Below are 15,565 nucleotides of genomic sequence, written 5' to 3'. Positions count from 1 at the left end.
TCAGTCGTTGTACGATAGAAAAATTCCGCAGTATTCTTGCCTATTCCTCCAGCGCGTTTTAAAATAATAGTAATAGTGGTTTACAAGGGGGTTGTAATTCATGCTTATCAAAACAAATGAAACGGATACGGGCATCACGGAGCAGCAGCAACAATTGGCTCAACTTATTGAGCATTTCACCCCAAGTGACGGGATACATCCAACAGCAATTCCATCCCTTGCCTTAATCCGTGCCTCCGAGATCTCACAACCCATATATTCCGTTTATCAGCCTTCCCTCTGCATTGTCGCCCAAGGTTCCAAATTAGTTATACTCGGCCGCGAGAGCTACACCTACGACCTGTCACAATATTTGGTAGCTTCCGTAAACTTGCCTATTTCAGGGCAGGTTGTACAGGCTACAACCGAACATCCCTATCTATGTATTCGACTGGATTTTGATTCAGGGCAGATTTTCGATCTGATTCAGGATACCCCTTCTGCACAACCCAAACCTGACCATTCAACACAAAGAGGATTGTTTGTTAGCTCAACCAAACCTTCCCTTCTTGAAGCTGTGATCCGATTGGTTCGGCTGCTGGATACACCTGAAGACATTCCCGTCCTTGCCCCTCTGTTTATCCGCGAGATTCTATATCGTATTATTCAGGATGAACATGGACATTCCATCAAGCAGTTTGCGATTCAGGACAGCCATGCACAGCACATCGCCCAGGTGATCGAAGTCATCCAATCCGATTACGCCAAGCCACTTCGGATTGAGCAACTTGCTGCCATGATCAACATGAGTTCTTCCTCATTACATCATCATTTCAAAGCGATTACCGCCATGAGCCCTTTGCAATTCCAGAAACAAATTCGATTGCATGAAGCCCGGCGAATGCTGCTTGCAGGTTCAACCGATGCCGCCAATGCTGCGTTCCAGGTTGGCTATGAAAGTCCGTCTCAATTCAGCCGGGAGTATGCCCGCATGTATGGTCTCCCTCCCAAAAGCGATATCAAACGACTTCGTCATACACTCGATATTAAATACTAGAAACAGCAAAAAGACCCGCGTCATCATGACGTGGGTTTTCGAATTCAAATAGGCAGCAGTGCCATCAAGAGAATAGGTTCTGTTTTTCAAAAACAGACATCTGGTCCTCCCCGGTAATAGGACATTCATCAGGATACATACTTCGTTTCTCCAACTTCTCGTCGATAAAATCAACCACCTGCTGTAGCGAAGCAATCTGTGCTTCAACTTTCTTCCGGTGACTCACCAGCATCTCCCGTTCATCAGGGAAATCGGCGAGATCGGAATCCATGGACATTTGTAAATAAGGCTTCATTTCCTCCAGAGACATTCCTGTTTTTTTCAGGCAAGTGATCAACTTCATCGTATGAATATCCTCCGAGCGATATACCCGATGGCGATTGGCTTTGCGTTCAGCACGGGGAAGCAGCCCAATCTTCTCATAATAACGAATTGTATCTTCCGATAATCCGGCCTGTTCTGACGTTTCTTTAATGGAGAATACTTCATTCTCACTCATCATATGGGCCTCCTCCACATTCATTTCTCTCCATATTACAACTTGGAGCTGACTCCAAGTCAAGCATAATCCATTCAATCCCAACACCCCTTGACTTGGAGTCGACTCCAAGTTATAGAATGAGCGCAGCATACAGATTCGTTCTGTAATCCCATTCTATCTGGAGGTATATATGAACATACAAAATCAGCTTCGCACCGCTCTCATCACAGGGTCAACGTCAGGAATTGGTCTTGAACTGACACGCAAGTTACTGGCTGAAGGATGGCAGGTAATCGGTCTCAACCGTTCTGCTTTCCCATCCGAGGATACCGATATTCAGAACGCCTTACGTTCAGGCCAGCTCCGTTGGGTTCAGGCTAACCTGACCAACTACGACAGTCTGAGAACTGCACTAGATCAGATTAAATCCGATACCGATTCAATCGATGTCTTGTTTAACAATGCCGGAGGCAGCGCTTCAGAGCTTCGTTTCTCTGATCAGGGGCATGAACTGCACTTTGAACTTCAGACGGTAGTCCCTTACATCATCTACATGGAATTAGTTGAGCTATTACTCAAAGGACAGATGAAAACAGTTATTAATACTTCCACCACCTCGTTCAATATGGTCAGACAATTTAATCTGAACATCCTGGAACGTCCAGCCGAATTCAAAAAACTGTTTGGTCCTTATGCCACCTCGAAGCTCGGCTTATCCCTATGGACACGCGAGGTTGCCAAGTCTGACAAAGCGGATGGTATACAATTACTAAGCGTAGATCCCGGTGGAAATAATACACTAAGGGGCAACAAAACATCCGGCCTGCCCTTCTATATCAAACCTATCATGAAATGGTTCTTTCCTCATCCAAGCCATGGCGCTTCGCTGCTCTACAATGCGGCCTTATCCCCAACCAGACACGAATCAGGTACATTTCTGGTTAAAAATAAAGCGACAGCGCTTCGCTTCACAGAGCAAGGTCCTGCTGTTTTAAAGCGGGTAAACGAGATTTACGAGCAGCGTTTCCGTACAACGCAGTCGGGAAAGCCTGCAACCAATCTATCTTAATCATGACGGATCGTGAGTAGTAAAGATAACAAAAACACGCCAAAGCGGCGTGTTTTTAGGTTTATGGGCATTATGAGCTTTATTGGTATTATGGGCATTTCTTCATTGTCACAAAGTCCACCTAACGTTTCTTTTCAGTTAGATAAAGACACTCAACAATAACACCATGCCAAAGGCGGCAAATCCGAGAATGGTCTCCATGACCGTCCATGTCTTAAGTGTCTGCGGCACAGACAGATTCAAATACTCTTTGACAATCCAGAATCCCGAATCATTCACATGGGACAAAATAATCGAACCTGCTCCCGTTGCGAGCACCAGCAATTCAGGGCTTACACCGGGCATCGTCATGGCGATTGGAGCCACAATGCCCGCCGCTGTTGTCATCGCCACCGTAGCTGAACCTACCGCCGCACGAATCAATCCGGCAATAACAAAGGCCAGCACGAGTGGCGACAGATGCGCACTTTGGGCAAAACCCGCTATCGCGTCACCTACACCGCTGTCTGTCAGGATACGGTTGAATCCGCCGCCTGCACCGATCAGCAAGATGATGGAAGCAACTGGGCCCAGGCAATCATTTGTATATTTCAATATCTGCTGTTTGCTGAAACCACGTGCATATCCAAAAGAATAAAAGGAAAAGAGCAGAGCAAGCAGCAGTGCAATAATCGGACTACCAATGAAATCAACGACCTGACGGAATCCGTTTGTCTCTGGTAGAATCAGATCCACAATCGTAGCGAGCAACATCAGAATCACCGGAAGCAAGATCGTAAAGAGCGTGATACCGAAACCAGGCAGTTCCCGATCTTTCGTCTCGGTGAACTGTTCCATTAGCTCACTTGAAGTCTCGACTTTGATTCGCTTGGAAATCCATGTTCCATAGAGCGGACCTGCAATCGCTGCGGCTGGAAGGGATACAATCAGAGCCAGGAATATCGTTTTACCAACATCCGCATTGAAGATTCCTACAGCGAGCATCGCCGCCGGATGAGGCGGAATCAGACTGTGTACCACGGCAAGACCCGCGACAAGTGAAAGTCCGATTTTGATCAGCGACGTCCCTGTATGCTTCGCAATAACAAATACCAGCGGGAAGAGTAGCACGATCCCAACCTGGATAAATACCGGAATACCACAGATCAGCGCAACAACCATCATCGCCCAGTGTACGTTCTTCTCCCCGAAGACACGAACGAGTGTCTGGGCTATTCGTTCGGCCCCACCAGACTCGGCCATAAGTTTCCCGAGCATCGTTCCGAGCCCCAAAACAATCGCGATGAATCCGAGAACGCTTGCAACACCTTCCTGATAGGATTTCACGATACCCGTGAACGGCATCCCCGAGATCAATCCCATAAAGACAGCACCCACGATTAGGGCAACAAACGGGTTCATTTTAAATTTGGCAATCAACAGAATCAATCCAAGAATGGATATCAGTGCGTAGAGCAGCAGACTTGCATCATGACTAAGACCGAATACGGAATACATCCGAATAGCCTCCCCCAAGTTGTTATGTTGTGTCAGCACGCGGTATTACTCTGGCCCAAACGACCTGGACACTGCGCGCTTTCGTATTAAGCTTAAGCTTCGATCTTCTCTACCGTCTCCAGTAGCGCACGTTCCCCGCCAACATTCCCTGGAAACACGATATATGGGATACCACTGAATTTGGCTTCTTCCCCTGTCAACCATACCGGAATGCCCGCTGCCACTTGACCGAGCACCCTTGCTTTGCGTATGGCCAGACCTTTTGTTGCCACATCACTGGATGTAATGCCACCTTTGGCAATAATGAATTTTGGTACAACTTCAAGGGATTGCACAATCTCGACCAAAGCTGACGATACCGTCTGGCTGATCTTGAAATTACCCTCATGTCCTTCGACGGTGATGAGCTTACGGCTGCTATATACAACAACATTGTTGCCCTCCGCAAGCTGCCTGTTCGCTTCACCAATCACACGTTGAATTTCCTCCGTATATCCATCCGGCGTTAATACACGCTCCACATCGATCTCCAGACTTATGATGCCCGGAAACGTAAGCAGGTGTTCCAGTTGACGAGTCGTCTTCTGCACATAGGAACCAACAACAACGATGCCGCCATGTTGTTCCTGTCCGCTTGCGATCAGCTGTTCTTTCGGCAGAAATGCCTGATCCGAGATGCCCGCATACGATTTGACAAAGGAGGCCGCCGTCCGAAAAATAAAAGCTTTCCCCTTATCCTCTGCTTGCAGCAAAGCCAGAGAAAGTACATCCATGTCTGCATAAGAGAGCGCATTCACGATAATCGGTACATTGTCTTCGGCTTTTAGCAAAATCGCTTTGACTACATCGACTCCTTGACGGATTTCCTCCAGTGAAATGGTAAGGCAGCGACTAGCCTTAATACGGCCTGAAGTCTTCTCCTCTACCCACGATGGCAGATCTCCATGCTCATACCCAAATACTTTATCCTTGGCAAATTCCGTCTCATGAACTGGAATCAACTGTTCGCCCTCAACCATATAATGCGTATTGCCTATCGTAACCCGTCCTGCCTCGAAAAAGGCCGGAATGATCAGTTGTCCGTCATATGCACGTCCGCTGACACGCGCCACTTCTTCGGCTAGCACATCCGTCTCCAGCGGATAATACCCACGTAGCATGGAGTCACTACGACTCACAAAGGTGAAACTCGTTCCTTCCTCTGCTGCAACCTCTTGCACATTGCGGGCAATCTCCCGATTAATACGTTCCGCTGAATCTGCATCCAGCCCTCGTGTATTGGTCAAAATATAGAATAACGATTCAGAGGATCGAAATGCCTCCTGCAACAGTGGCTTGTCCCACTGCGTCAACACATCAATATCATGAACCGTCTGTACACCAGTTGGGTCATCATCCAGCACGATAATTTTGCGTGCCCTCGCATCCTGCAATTGTTTAATCTGTCCTCGCAATCCTTCAGAAGAGTTGTCCGTCCGAAGAGCTGCGGGGATATCCGATAACGTCTGATAGGTCATGTCTCTCCACCTCATATCTATATCTATATCTATATCTATATCTATTAACATTCTTTTTTCTTTTTTTAATTTTTTATTAGACCCGATTCACTTCTACACCTGCTAGTTTCTCAAAATATTGAACGATTCCGCCATGGTCATCTGCGGCTTTCCCATCAATCTTCAGTGCATGGAAAATCTCCAGCAACTGACTGCTGAGCGGTAAAGGAACTCCGATATCATGCGCCGTTTCCATCACATTGGTCATGTCTTTGAGGTTAATATCGATGCGTCCCCCAGCGACAAAGTTACGATCCAGAATGAGTGGCACTTTTGCATCCAGTACCGCACTTCCAGCGAGCCCGCTGCGGATTGCCTGATACATCTTCTCTACATCAATGCCAGCCTTGGCTGCAAATACAAGCGCTTCGGACATGGCGGCAATATTCAGGTTCACGATAATCTGATTCGCCAGCTTGGCTGTTGCACCTGAACCATTATCCCCGACTCGCGTTACATCCTGTCCTACCACTTGCAGAACCTCTTTCACAGATTCAAAAATCATTTCATTGCCACCCACCATGATGGCGAGTGTGCCATCTATAGCTTTGGGTTCACCACCACTTACGGGGGCATCCAGCATATACAAACCTGATTTGGATACAAGCTGAGCCAGCTCTTTGGAAACGACCGGCGAGATCGAGCTCATGTCGATAATGATACTTCCCGTATTGGCTCCTGCCAGCACACCTTGTTCGCCCGTTATAACGGTGCGGACATGCTCTGAATTGGGCAGCATTGTGAAGATGACATCACTATGCTCAGCTACCTCTTTCGGAGATGCTGCGCCTCGCGCTCCTGCATCAGCCAATGACATCACAGCCGTTTGATTAATATCGTATACGCTTACATCATATCCCGCCCGGATCAGGTTCAATGACATAGGACGTCCCATAATACCGAGTCCAATAAATCCAATTCGTTTCTTCATCTTGCAATCCCTCCAGCCTAAATTCTTTGCTTTTCACTCTTGTAATCGCTATCATTCCTATTCACATTCGTTATTGTACACAACATTTTAATTTTTGTATACAATTTTATTATTTATGTATCCGAAAATTAAAATTCGGTTTTTAATCTTGTTGTTTATTGCCTTCTTTTTCGCTAAAGTAAAGGGAGAGGTGAAATACAATGCAACCAAGTACGGACAAGTCCCGTCCAGCTTATCAGCAGGCCTATGAAGTTCTGCGGGACATGATTTTGCAAGGCACCCTTTCTCCGGGAACCAAACTTGTGGAAGAGAAGCTGGCGACCGATCTGAATGTCAGCCGGACCCCGATCCGAGAGTCCATCCGCCGTCTGGAACAGGAAGGATTAGTCGTGAACAAACGGGTCGTCAAGCTAACGGAGACCGATCTGAGAAATACGTTTGAATTACGGAAGTTACTGGAGGGACATGCGGCTCAATCTGCTGCTGCCTTCTTATCCGCTCAGGAAGTGGCGGCTCTTGAGCATTGCGTTCAAGTGGGACATACCGGAAGCAAAGAAGAGATTATGGAAGCCAATAAAGAGTTTCACGAAATCATCATGCGTGCGAGTAATAATGCATTGATGATTGATCTGTTCGACAAAATGCAATCCGTCATTTATCTATTCCGTCAGACGGTTGTGTATTATCAGCGCCCCTTCCTCATTGAAGAGCATTATCAGATTTGCGAAGCGATCAAGGCACATGACGGGACGACTGCCGAACGACTGATGAAAGAACATCTGCAATCCGATCTGGAATTCTGCCTTCATCTGATTCGATAACCGGATTCATGAATTGTTCGACCTTCTCACATACGTATAAAGACGTGACCACATTGTGGTCACGTCTTTTTTTGTCGTTTGTCCTTCATATTATCCAGGCCCTGATTCATAGGTGTAAACATAACGATACAGTGTCGCGTGTGACATGTTATTGAATCTGGAGGGATCACTCAATGACCAAAGGGCAACAACCAAACGAAAAACCACTTATTATCCCGCAACCCATTCGTAGTGATGGCGCTGGAGGACCTGATCTGGGACCCAGAGATGTTATGAGAGATATACAAAACCCCGATATGCTGGTACCTCCAGCAACAGATAACGGGTTATTGCCCAATCTGAGAATGTCTTTTTCCGATACACATATGCAATTGAACCATGGCGGTTGGTCACGTGAAATCACCGTACGGGATCTCCCTATTGCCACTACACTGGCTGGTGTGAACATGAGCCTGACACCCGGAGGTGTACGGGAATTACACTGGCATCAACAATCCGAGTGGGCCTATATGATCTGGGGAACGGCAAGAATCACTTCGGTAGATCAGAACGGACGTAATTTTATTGCGGATGTCGGGCCTGGCGATCTCTGGTTTTTCCCCAAGGGTCTACCCCATTCCATTCAAGGGCTGGAGGATGGTTGTGAATTTCTGCTTGTGTTTGATGACGGGTCCTTCTCCGATCTGAATACGTTATCCATATCGGATTGGTTTGCCCATACCCCACCAGAGGTATTGTCTGTCAATTTCGGCGTGCCCGAATCCGCTTTTCAGTCAATGCCGAAGGAACAGGTCTACATTTTCCAAGATACCGTCCCGGGTTCCATCGAGAGCCAGGAAGTTCAGTCGCCATATGGTACCGTTCCTCTCACATTCAAACACCGATTGCTGGCCCAGGAACCACTCATTACCCCCGGCGGAAGTGTCCGGATCGTAGACTCCACCAACTTCCCCATCTCAACTACCGTTGCTGCCGCACTCGTTGAGATCCGGCCTGGCGCCATGCGTGAACTGCACTGGCATCCTAATGCAGATGAATGGCAATACTATCTGACAGGACAAGGAAGAATGACTGTCTTTGGAGGCAATGGCATTGCTCGCACATTTGACTATCGGGCTGGAGATGTCGGATATGTTCCTGTCGCAATGGGACACTATATACAGAATACCGGTACAGACACTTTATGGTTTTTGGAGATATTCCGAAGTGATCGCTTTGAGGATGTCTCGCTGAATCAGTGGATGGCATTAACTCCTCGGGATCTGGTCCGTGACAATCTGAATGCGCCGCCTGAGTTGCTCGATGCCTTGCGTAAAGTAAAATGGCCTGTCGTTTAATTTAGTATGTATATCTATCATCTGTGCTGAAATGGGGTAATTGTCAGATAATCCCACTATATAAGGAGGAATATGAAGATGAGAGCCGTTACGTTTCAGGGAATCAAGGACATTCAAGTCAAAGAGGTTGAAGATCCCAAATTGCAACAGAAGGATGACATTATCGTTCGTATTACTTCCACAGCTATATGTGGATCCGATTTGCATATTTATCAGGGAGCCTTGCCTGCTGCCAAAGATTATGTTATCGGTCATGAACCGATGGGCATTGTAGAAGAAGTAGGTCCAGAAGTGACACGTGTGAAGAAGGGGGACCGTGTGGTCCTGCCTTTTAACATCGCTTGTGGTGAATGCTTCTATTGCAATCATGACATGGAGAGCCAGTGTGATAATTCCAATGGTAATCCGGATATTCATACAGGTGGATATTTCGGATTCACCGAACGCTACGGAAATCACCCCGGAGGTCAGGCAGAATTATTGCGTGTTCCCTACGGGAACTTTACTCCGTTTGTGATTCCGGAATCCTGTGAACTTGAAGATGAAGCTTTATTATTCCTGTCCGATGTTCTTCCAACCGCATATTGGAGCGTGGAGAATGCCGGAGTTAAACCGGGAGATACGGTCACTGTACTCGGTAGTGGACCCATTGGGCTGATGACGCAGAAGTTCGCCTGGATGAAAGGCGCCAAACGTGTTATTGCTGTGGATCGCCTGCCCTATCGACTGGAGAAAGCCAAACGTTTAAACGATGCAGAGATCTTTAATTTCGAAGATTACGATGATATGGGTGAGCACATTCGTGAGATTACACAAGGCGGAACCGACGTTGTTATCGACTGTGTAGGTATGGATGGTAAAAAAACCACACTGGAGGAGATCGGACAGAAGCTGAAACTTCATGGCGGTTCACTGAGTGCGATCGAAATCGGCATGAAAGCAATCCGGAAATTCGGTACACTCCAACTTACGGGTGTATATGGCTCTTCCTACAACATGTTTCCGTTAGGTAATTTGTTTGAACGCAATATCAATCTTAAAATGGGACAAGCTCCTGTTATACATTACATGCCTGAATTGTTCCGCAAAATCACTGCTGGTGAATTTGATCCAACCGAGATCATCTCCCATCGGATTTCACTGGAGAATGCAAGCGATGCATACCGCATTTTCAACGATCATGAAGACGAATGTACCAAAGTTATACTAAAACCCTGAACCGTCGCTTTGATTATAAATATACAAAATAAAACAAGCAGAACTACCTGTTCAAGGTACTCTGCTTGTTTTATTTTATCGACACCTAATCAGACATGAGTCGGTTTAATCGCTTGGATATACACACTTTCTCCTTGGAAGCTGTCGAGCTTCCCGTTTGTTGTCACTTCAAAATTGAAAAACTTTCTGATGATGGACGGTGCACTCAACATACTTGCTTCAAGTTCCCTTCTCTCCCGTTCCGGCAGTGCCGCACGGTTACACCACTCTTCAAACTTAAAGCGCTTCTGGAAGGAAACCATCGTTTCCATTCGGAAGCCGGCATACTCCAGCATATGAATCCATTCCGTCTTGCGCCATGCTCGAACATGACTTGCATCCCGGCACTTCTCCACTTCATTGTAAAACTGGTCATTCTCATCACGTTCAGGTGCCACGTTGTCAATGAATAACAACCTTCCACCGGGCTTCATAACTCGTAATGCCTCATGAACAAACGAAGAAACGTCCGGAAAATGGTGAGCAGCAATTCGACAGGTCACAAGGTCAAAGACATCATCATCGAATGGCAGCTTCTCTGCATCCCCGGCAACAAAATCTACATTACGGTATCCATTGCCCTGTATAAATTGTTCAGCCACCTGCAGCATTTCCTCCGTTAGATCGAGAGCTGTCACCCGCTGAACAAGTGGAGCCAATGCATTAGCGACATGCCCTCCTCCAGTGGCGATATCCAGCACGTTCATATCCGGAGTGGCTTGAGATGAAGCCACGAGCAACGCGAGATCCTCACCTTTGGCATGCCCCGAGCTCGTCACATATTTACCTGCATTTTTCGCAAACTGCTTCTGCACCTGACTTTTGATTACATCAGACATTCCAATTCCTCCTGCATAAGTTTCATTAGACGAAACATAGTTTCAAAATATAATTATATTTATTTTACCACACATGAATGTAAAAGCTAAATAAGCATTTTACACAAATCCGGAGGCAACTTTTCACTACTTAACAAAAAAGCTGAAATAAAAAACATCCCCCAAGTGAATTTCACCCAGGAGATGTTTCTTATATTTGTTACTTCACAAGCGTTGGTGATTTCTTCCACAATCCCAGAATCAGACCGGAGATCACAGAACCAATCGCAACAGCAAGCAAGAACAACAGTGCGTGGTTCGCCAGTGCTGCAACAAAGATCCCGCCGTGCGGAGCTGGTACATTAATGCTCCACAGTTGTGTCAATCCGCCAGCAACAGCGGAACCCAGAATACAGGAAGTCAATACACGTAATGGATCAGCCGCAGCAAATGGAATTGCACCTTCTGTAATGAAAGAGAATCCAAGTACATAGTTAGTCAGGCCTGATTTGCGTTCTTGCTCTGTAAATTTGGATTTGAAGAATGTTGTTGCAAGTGCAATCGCCAGAGGAGGCACCATACCGCCTGCCATAACCGCTGCCATCCATGCACCGTCTGTGTTACCACTGGATGTGAATACCCCAATAGCGAATGTGTAAGCCGCTTTGTTGAACGGTCCACCCATATCGATGGACATCATACCGCCAAGCAGCAAGCCCAACAATACCGCATTACCTGTACCCAGATTACCCAATGCATCTACAAGCCATGTGTTCAGGGAACCAAAGATTGGATCAAAGACATAGAAACTGATGGCACCTACGATCAGCAAACCAAATACCGGATACAGCAAGATTGGTTTCAAGCCATCAATCGCTTTAGGCAATCCTTTGAACAACTTACGGAGACCAATAACTACATAACCCGCCAGGAAACCGGCAGCCAAACCACCAAGGAAACCGGCGTTTGAGTTAACCGCCATCAATCCACCGACCATACCAGGCATCAGGGCCGGGCGATCACCAATACTCATCGCGATAAATCCGGCAAGTACCGGAATCAGGAAGTGGAACGCACCTGTTCCGCCACCGATCGTTTGAAGCAATTGTACAATCGGATTCTCAGGGCTAGCGAGTTGCTCGAACAAGAAGGAGATTGCTAGCAGGATACCGCCACCTACAACAAACGGTAGCATATGCGAGATACCATTCATCAGATCTTTATAGATTTTGCTACCTACACTAATCTTACCAGTGCTTGCGCCCTCTTCCTTGGCATTTCCGCCTTGGCTGCGATAGATCGGTGCATCACCGTTAACGGCTTTGCGAATCAGCTCTTCGGATTTACGGATTCCATCACTCACTGGTCTTTGCAATACCGGTTTGCCATCGAAACGTGCCATCTCCACATTTTTGTCTGCGGCAACGATAACCCCTTTAGCACGAGCGATCTCATCAGCAGTGAGAACATTCTGCGCTCCTTCAGAGCCGTTTGTCTCTACGCGAATATTAATGCCCATTTCCTGAGCTTTCTTTTTAAGTGCATCTTCAGCCATAAACGTATGCGCTATACCGGTTGGACAGGCTGTAACCGCAACAACAAAATCTTCCGAATTGGCATTACCAACAATCACACCAGAAGTATTCTGTTGCTGACCAGTAGTAGAAGTGGATGCGGCATTTGCTGCTTTTTCAGCTTTTGCTTTTTCTTTGGCTGCTTCCTTCTCAGCTGCTTCAGCCTGTTTGGCATCAAACAATGCACTAACTTCAGCAGGTGTATCTGTACTCATCAATTGTGAGATGAAATCGCTATCAATCAACAACCTGGAAAGAGCTGCAAGCGTACGCAGATGGGTATTACCTGCGCCTTCTGGAGCCGCAATCATGAAGAACACATGAGCTGGCTGATCATCCAACGCTTCAAAATCAAGCCCTTTTCTACTCTTGGCAAATACAACTGTTGGTTCGTTCACCGCTGTTGTTTTGGCATGTGGCATTGCAATTCCGCCACCGATCCCTGTGCTGGATTCAGCTTCTCTTTTATAGATCATTTCCTTGAACAGAACAGGATCATTAATTCGTCCGCTTCGGTTCAGGCTTGCAATTAGTTCATCAATAGCCTCATCTTTGGTTGTGGCTTGCAGGTCCATGATCATCGTTTCCTGGATCATCAAGTCTGTTATTCTCATCTTGGTACACTCCCTTAAGTTCAGTCGGCCTGCCTAGACAGGCCTCACTACATTACAATTACAGTAAAAATCTTTTATATGGCCGTTAGGCTAGATTGTCGTAATGGTTACTTGATTACGCAATTCATCAATCAATTCTCGTGTTGCCAGATCATCCGAGAACGCAGTTGCGCTTCCAGATGCAACCCCTGTGCGGAAAGCTTCCAGCAAATCTCCGCTCTGTACATAGGTACCTACGAATCCGCCAATCATGGAGTCACCGGCACCAACCGAGTTTTTCACAGTGCCTTTTGGCACATTCGCATGATGAACTTCCGCTTTGGTAATGAATAGTGCACCCTCACCTGCCATGGAGATCAACACATGTTTAGCACCGGCTTCCAGCAACTTACGCCCGTATAACACCAGTTCCTCGCGAGTATTAATCGTTACACCAAACAGTTCAGCCAGTTCATGATGATTAGGCTTCACCAGCAATGGTGCATGTTCAAGAGCTTCCATTAACGCAGGGCCAGTTGTATCAATCACAAATTCGGCACCCGTTTGCTTGCATACTTTAATGAGACGATCATAAAAATCCGTTCCAAGTGAAGGCGGTACACTTCCGGAGAGAATGACAATATCTCCTTTTTCCAACGAAGACAATTTATGAAGCAACTGCTCCGCCTCTTCGGCACTGATTGCAGGTCCAAGACCATTAATCTCTGTCTCTTCTCCATGCTTCAGCTTGATGTTAATGCGAGTATCGTCTGCAATCGTAACAAAATCTGTCCGAATGTTATCTTCTTGCAACTTGTCATTAATGAAACGTCCTGTGAATCCACCAAGGAAACCAATAGCCGTGTTATCTGCTCCAAGTTGATTCAGTATGCGAGAGACATTAATGCCTTTGCCGCCAGGGAGCTTCAAATCCCGATTCATTCGATTCAATCCGCCAAGCTTCAGCTCATCCACTTCCACGATGTAATCAATGGACGGGTTAAGTGTTATCGTATATATCATCGTTATCCCTCAATTATTTTAGTTTTCTGGGCGATTCCAGGCCGCCAATGTTCTGGCATCTGCTCGGTAATCAAATCGGCCTCCTCCAAATCAAACAATTTGGCAAAAGTAATTTCCCCTATTTTGCTGGAATCAGCCAGCACATAAGATTTTCCCGACAATTGATGTGCACGCCTTTTAATCAAGGCTTCCTCCGGATCCGGTGTTGTATACCCCATTTCGGGATCAACTCCGTTGCTTCCAAGAAAACATTTATCAAAACGGAAATTATCCATGTTCTGTAATGCGATACTGCCAATGACTGCTTTTGTATGAATTTTCATCATACCTCCGAGCAAATAACTGCGAATACGCTTGCTTACCAAAGCTTCAACATGTGAAAGTCCATTGGTAACAACCGTTACGTCTTTAGCTTCAATAAAAGGAATCATGGCTAACGTTGTCGTTCCTGCATCCAGATAAATGCATTCGCCATTTTCGATCTCCTGTGCAGCCAAACGGGCAATCGTCGTTTTTTGTTGAATGTTTTTGAACGTTTTTTCTTCCATGCCCGGTTCCAGCGTTTTTTCATTCACCAGTGCGGCACCGCCGTGGATGCGTTTGAGCATCTGACGACTCTCCAGATCGATCAAGTCACGCCTAATCGTTGATTCAGAAGCACCTAACACATCAACAAGCTCTTGCAATTTCACAATTCCCTGTAAATGTAAGCGCTCTATAATTGCAGCATATCGTTCTTCAGTCAGCATCTTCATTCCTCCAACTGCTTCTATAGTATCATAAACTCCTCAAAAAACAACCACTTTCATTCAAAATAATTTAAAAACATTCAAAAACCCGCATCTTTCGACTTATTTTCTTGTCCAATTGTCCCTTTCTCTCTTCATGTTCTTAAAGTTGGAATGCCCTGCCCTTCAAATCTCCATTAAAAATCCTGCAGCCTCCAGCGCTTGATGCGCGGCGTTGCAGGATTTTGCTTATCATGAAACCTTTATGGCGTTTATGACTCTACAACCATTGCATCCGGTTTGGGTTTAAGCCATTTTCCATCTTCATTAATAAAAGCCCCCTTGAATCGGCCCATCTCCAATTGTTCAATCAGCCTCTCCTCATCCATGACCAGAATCTCAGCGAGTTGCCCCGAGGTGTAATAATGAGCGGGATTGTAATCGAGCAGCACAGGAACAGACGTATCATATAGTTCTTTGATCAGATTCTCAAAGGAATGACGACCCAGGTTCTCCATGTCTCTATAAAACTGCAAATGTTGGGACACCATATTACGGAAAGATTTATTCTCCAGATGCATCCACAACGTATTGCAGGCCCGAACACTCATATGATTTTGTTCCACATCGTAAAATTGAACTTCTTCAATCTTCATGTATTTCTCTTGAAATGCAACGATCTTAATCATAGGTACATTTCGTTTACGCGACGCTTTCTTCAAATGGGCTCTAAATTGTTCATAGTTCATTTCATTCATCTATTATCCCTGCCTTTAACATGTTCCAACCGACATTTTACAACAAATTAAAGGCAAGTGTAACCTTCATCATATGAAAAACAAAA

At 46.1% G+C, this 15,565-nt stretch carries 14 protein-coding genes; 5 read left to right on the top strand and 9 right to left on the bottom strand.

Going from position 1 to position 15,565, the window contains the following annotated elements; translation table 11 throughout:
• The first annotated feature begins 100 nt into the window (after positions 1-100).
• Complete coding sequence (locus tag MKY44_RS08460) at positions 101-1,036, top strand: AraC family transcriptional regulator (protein WP_341006762.1); 936 nt, start codon at positions 101-103, stop codon at positions 1,034-1,036.
• A 64-nt stretch (positions 1,037-1,100) separates the two neighbouring features.
• Here the strand turns inward: MKY44_RS08460 and MKY44_RS08455 are convergent, their stop codons facing one another.
• Positions 1,101-1,538, bottom strand: coding sequence for a MerR family transcriptional regulator (locus tag MKY44_RS08455; RefSeq protein ID WP_445670642.1), 438 nt, complete (start codon positions 1,536-1,538; stop codon positions 1,101-1,103).
• A 169-nt stretch (positions 1,539-1,707) separates the two neighbouring features.
• Between MKY44_RS08455 and MKY44_RS08450 the strand changes: the two genes are divergently transcribed.
• A complete protein-coding gene (locus tag MKY44_RS08450) occupies positions 1,708-2,586 on the top strand; it encodes an SDR family NAD(P)-dependent oxidoreductase (protein ID WP_341006761.1) in 879 nt (292 codons plus the stop codon).
• Positions 2,587-2,724: 138 nt separating this feature from the next.
• Here MKY44_RS08450 and MKY44_RS08445 read toward each other — a convergent pair whose 3' ends face one another.
• From MKY44_RS08445 to garR, 3 genes are all read right to left on the bottom strand, one after another.
• On the bottom strand, positions 2,725-4,083 hold the full coding sequence (locus MKY44_RS08445; RefSeq protein ID WP_341006760.1) for a GntP family permease: 1,359 nt from the start codon (positions 4,081-4,083) through the stop codon (positions 2,725-2,727).
• A gap of 92 nt (positions 4,084-4,175) precedes the next feature.
• Complete coding sequence (locus MKY44_RS08440) at positions 4,176-5,600, bottom strand: four-carbon acid sugar kinase family protein (protein WP_341006759.1); 1,425 nt, start codon at positions 5,598-5,600, stop codon at positions 4,176-4,178.
• 76 nt (positions 5,601-5,676) lie between these two features.
• Positions 5,677-6,570: a 2-hydroxy-3-oxopropionate reductase gene (gene garR, locus MKY44_RS08435; protein ID WP_036609751.1), complete on the bottom strand. Its 894-nt coding sequence runs from the start codon at positions 6,568-6,570 to the stop codon at positions 5,677-5,679.
• A 200-nt stretch (positions 6,571-6,770) separates the two neighbouring features.
• On the opposite strand from garR, the gene MKY44_RS08430 reads away from it, so the two are divergent.
• The 3 genes from MKY44_RS08430 (at position 6,771) to MKY44_RS08420 (ending at position 9,946) form a co-directional block, all read left to right on the top strand.
• The gene (locus tag MKY44_RS08430; protein WP_341006757.1) at positions 6,771-7,391 is read left to right on the top strand and encodes a GntR family transcriptional regulator; all 621 of its coding nucleotides are present in this window, start codon (positions 6,771-6,773) and stop codon (positions 7,389-7,391) included.
• Between the two features lie 173 nt (positions 7,392-7,564).
• The gene (locus tag MKY44_RS08425) at positions 7,565-8,728 is read left to right on the top strand and encodes an oxalate decarboxylase family bicupin (protein WP_341006756.1); all 1,164 of its coding nucleotides are present in this window, start codon (positions 7,565-7,567) and stop codon (positions 8,726-8,728) included.
• 78 nt (positions 8,729-8,806) lie between these two features.
• Positions 8,807-9,946: a zinc-dependent alcohol dehydrogenase gene (locus MKY44_RS08420; protein ID WP_036609757.1), complete on the top strand. Its 1,140-nt coding sequence runs from the start codon at positions 8,807-8,809 to the stop codon at positions 9,944-9,946.
• Between the two features lie 89 nt (positions 9,947-10,035).
• Here MKY44_RS08420 and MKY44_RS08415 read toward each other — a convergent pair whose 3' ends face one another.
• From MKY44_RS08415 to MKY44_RS08395, 5 genes are all read right to left on the bottom strand, one after another.
• Positions 10,036-10,824 (bottom strand): class I SAM-dependent methyltransferase, encoded by a 789-nt coding sequence (locus tag MKY44_RS08415; protein ID WP_341006755.1) that lies wholly within the window; start codon positions 10,822-10,824, stop codon positions 10,036-10,038.
• A gap of 199 nt (positions 10,825-11,023) precedes the next feature.
• Positions 11,024-12,991, bottom strand: coding sequence for a PTS fructose transporter subunit IIABC (locus MKY44_RS08410; RefSeq protein ID WP_341006754.1), 1,968 nt, complete (start codon positions 12,989-12,991; stop codon positions 11,024-11,026).
• 90 nt (positions 12,992-13,081) lie between these two features.
• On the bottom strand, positions 13,082-13,993 hold the full coding sequence (gene pfkB / locus MKY44_RS08405) for a 1-phosphofructokinase (protein ID WP_341006753.1): 912 nt from the start codon (positions 13,991-13,993) through the stop codon (positions 13,082-13,084).
• Between the two features lie 2 nt (positions 13,994-13,995).
• Complete coding sequence (locus MKY44_RS08400) at positions 13,996-14,742, bottom strand: DeoR/GlpR family DNA-binding transcription regulator (RefSeq protein ID WP_017689448.1); 747 nt, start codon at positions 14,740-14,742, stop codon at positions 13,996-13,998.
• A 251-nt stretch (positions 14,743-14,993) separates the two neighbouring features.
• Positions 14,994-15,479 (bottom strand): hypothetical protein, encoded by a 486-nt coding sequence (locus tag MKY44_RS08395; RefSeq protein WP_341006752.1) that lies wholly within the window; start codon positions 15,477-15,479, stop codon positions 14,994-14,996.
• Positions 15,480-15,565: the final 86 nt, after the last annotated feature.

It is taken from the genome of Paenibacillus sp. FSL R7-0026 (assembly GCF_038004485.1).
GTDB classification, from domain to species: Bacteria; Bacillota; Bacilli; order Paenibacillales; family Paenibacillaceae; genus Paenibacillus; species Paenibacillus xylanexedens_A.
The sequence above is the reverse complement of the archived record's forward strand: the minus strand, read 5'-3'. Positions and strand labels throughout refer to the sequence as shown.

Coding starts and splice junctions, on each gene's coding strand:
- MKY44_RS08460 (WP_341006762.1), top strand. CDS start 101: ATGCTTATCAAAACAAATGAAACGGATACGGGCATCACGGAGCAGCAG.
- MKY44_RS08455 (WP_445670642.1), bottom strand. CDS start 1,538: ATGATGAGTGAGAATGAAGTATTCTCCATTAAAGAAACGTCAGAACAG.
- MKY44_RS08450 (WP_341006761.1), top strand. CDS start 1,708: ATGAACATACAAAATCAGCTTCGCACCGCTCTCATCACAGGGTCAACG.
- MKY44_RS08445 (WP_341006760.1), bottom strand. CDS start 4,083: ATGTATTCCGTATTCGGTCTTAGTCATGATGCAAGTCTGCTGCTCTAC.
- MKY44_RS08440 (WP_341006759.1), bottom strand. CDS start 5,600: ATGACCTATCAGACGTTATCGGATATCCCCGCAGCTCTTCGGACGGAC.
- garR (WP_036609751.1), bottom strand. CDS start 6,570: ATGAAGAAACGAATTGGATTTATTGGACTCGGTATTATGGGACGTCCT.
- MKY44_RS08430 (WP_341006757.1), top strand. CDS start 6,771: ATGCAACCAAGTACGGACAAGTCCCGTCCAGCTTATCAGCAGGCCTAT.
- MKY44_RS08425 (WP_341006756.1), top strand. CDS start 7,565: ATGACCAAAGGGCAACAACCAAACGAAAAACCACTTATTATCCCGCAA.
- MKY44_RS08420 (WP_036609757.1), top strand. CDS start 8,807: ATGAGAGCCGTTACGTTTCAGGGAATCAAGGACATTCAAGTCAAAGAG.
- MKY44_RS08415 (WP_341006755.1), bottom strand. CDS start 10,824: ATGTCTGATGTAATCAAAAGTCAGGTGCAGAAGCAGTTTGCGAAAAAT.
- MKY44_RS08410 (WP_341006754.1), bottom strand. CDS start 12,991: ATGAGAATAACAGACTTGATGATCCAGGAAACGATGATCATGGACCTG.
- pfkB (WP_341006753.1), bottom strand. CDS start 13,993: ATGATATATACGATAACACTTAACCCGTCCATTGATTACATCGTGGAA.
- MKY44_RS08400 (WP_017689448.1), bottom strand. CDS start 14,742: ATGCTGACTGAAGAACGATATGCTGCAATTATAGAGCGCTTACATTTA.
- MKY44_RS08395 (WP_341006752.1), bottom strand. CDS start 15,479: ATGAATGAAATGAACTATGAACAATTTAGAGCCCATTTGAAGAAAGCG.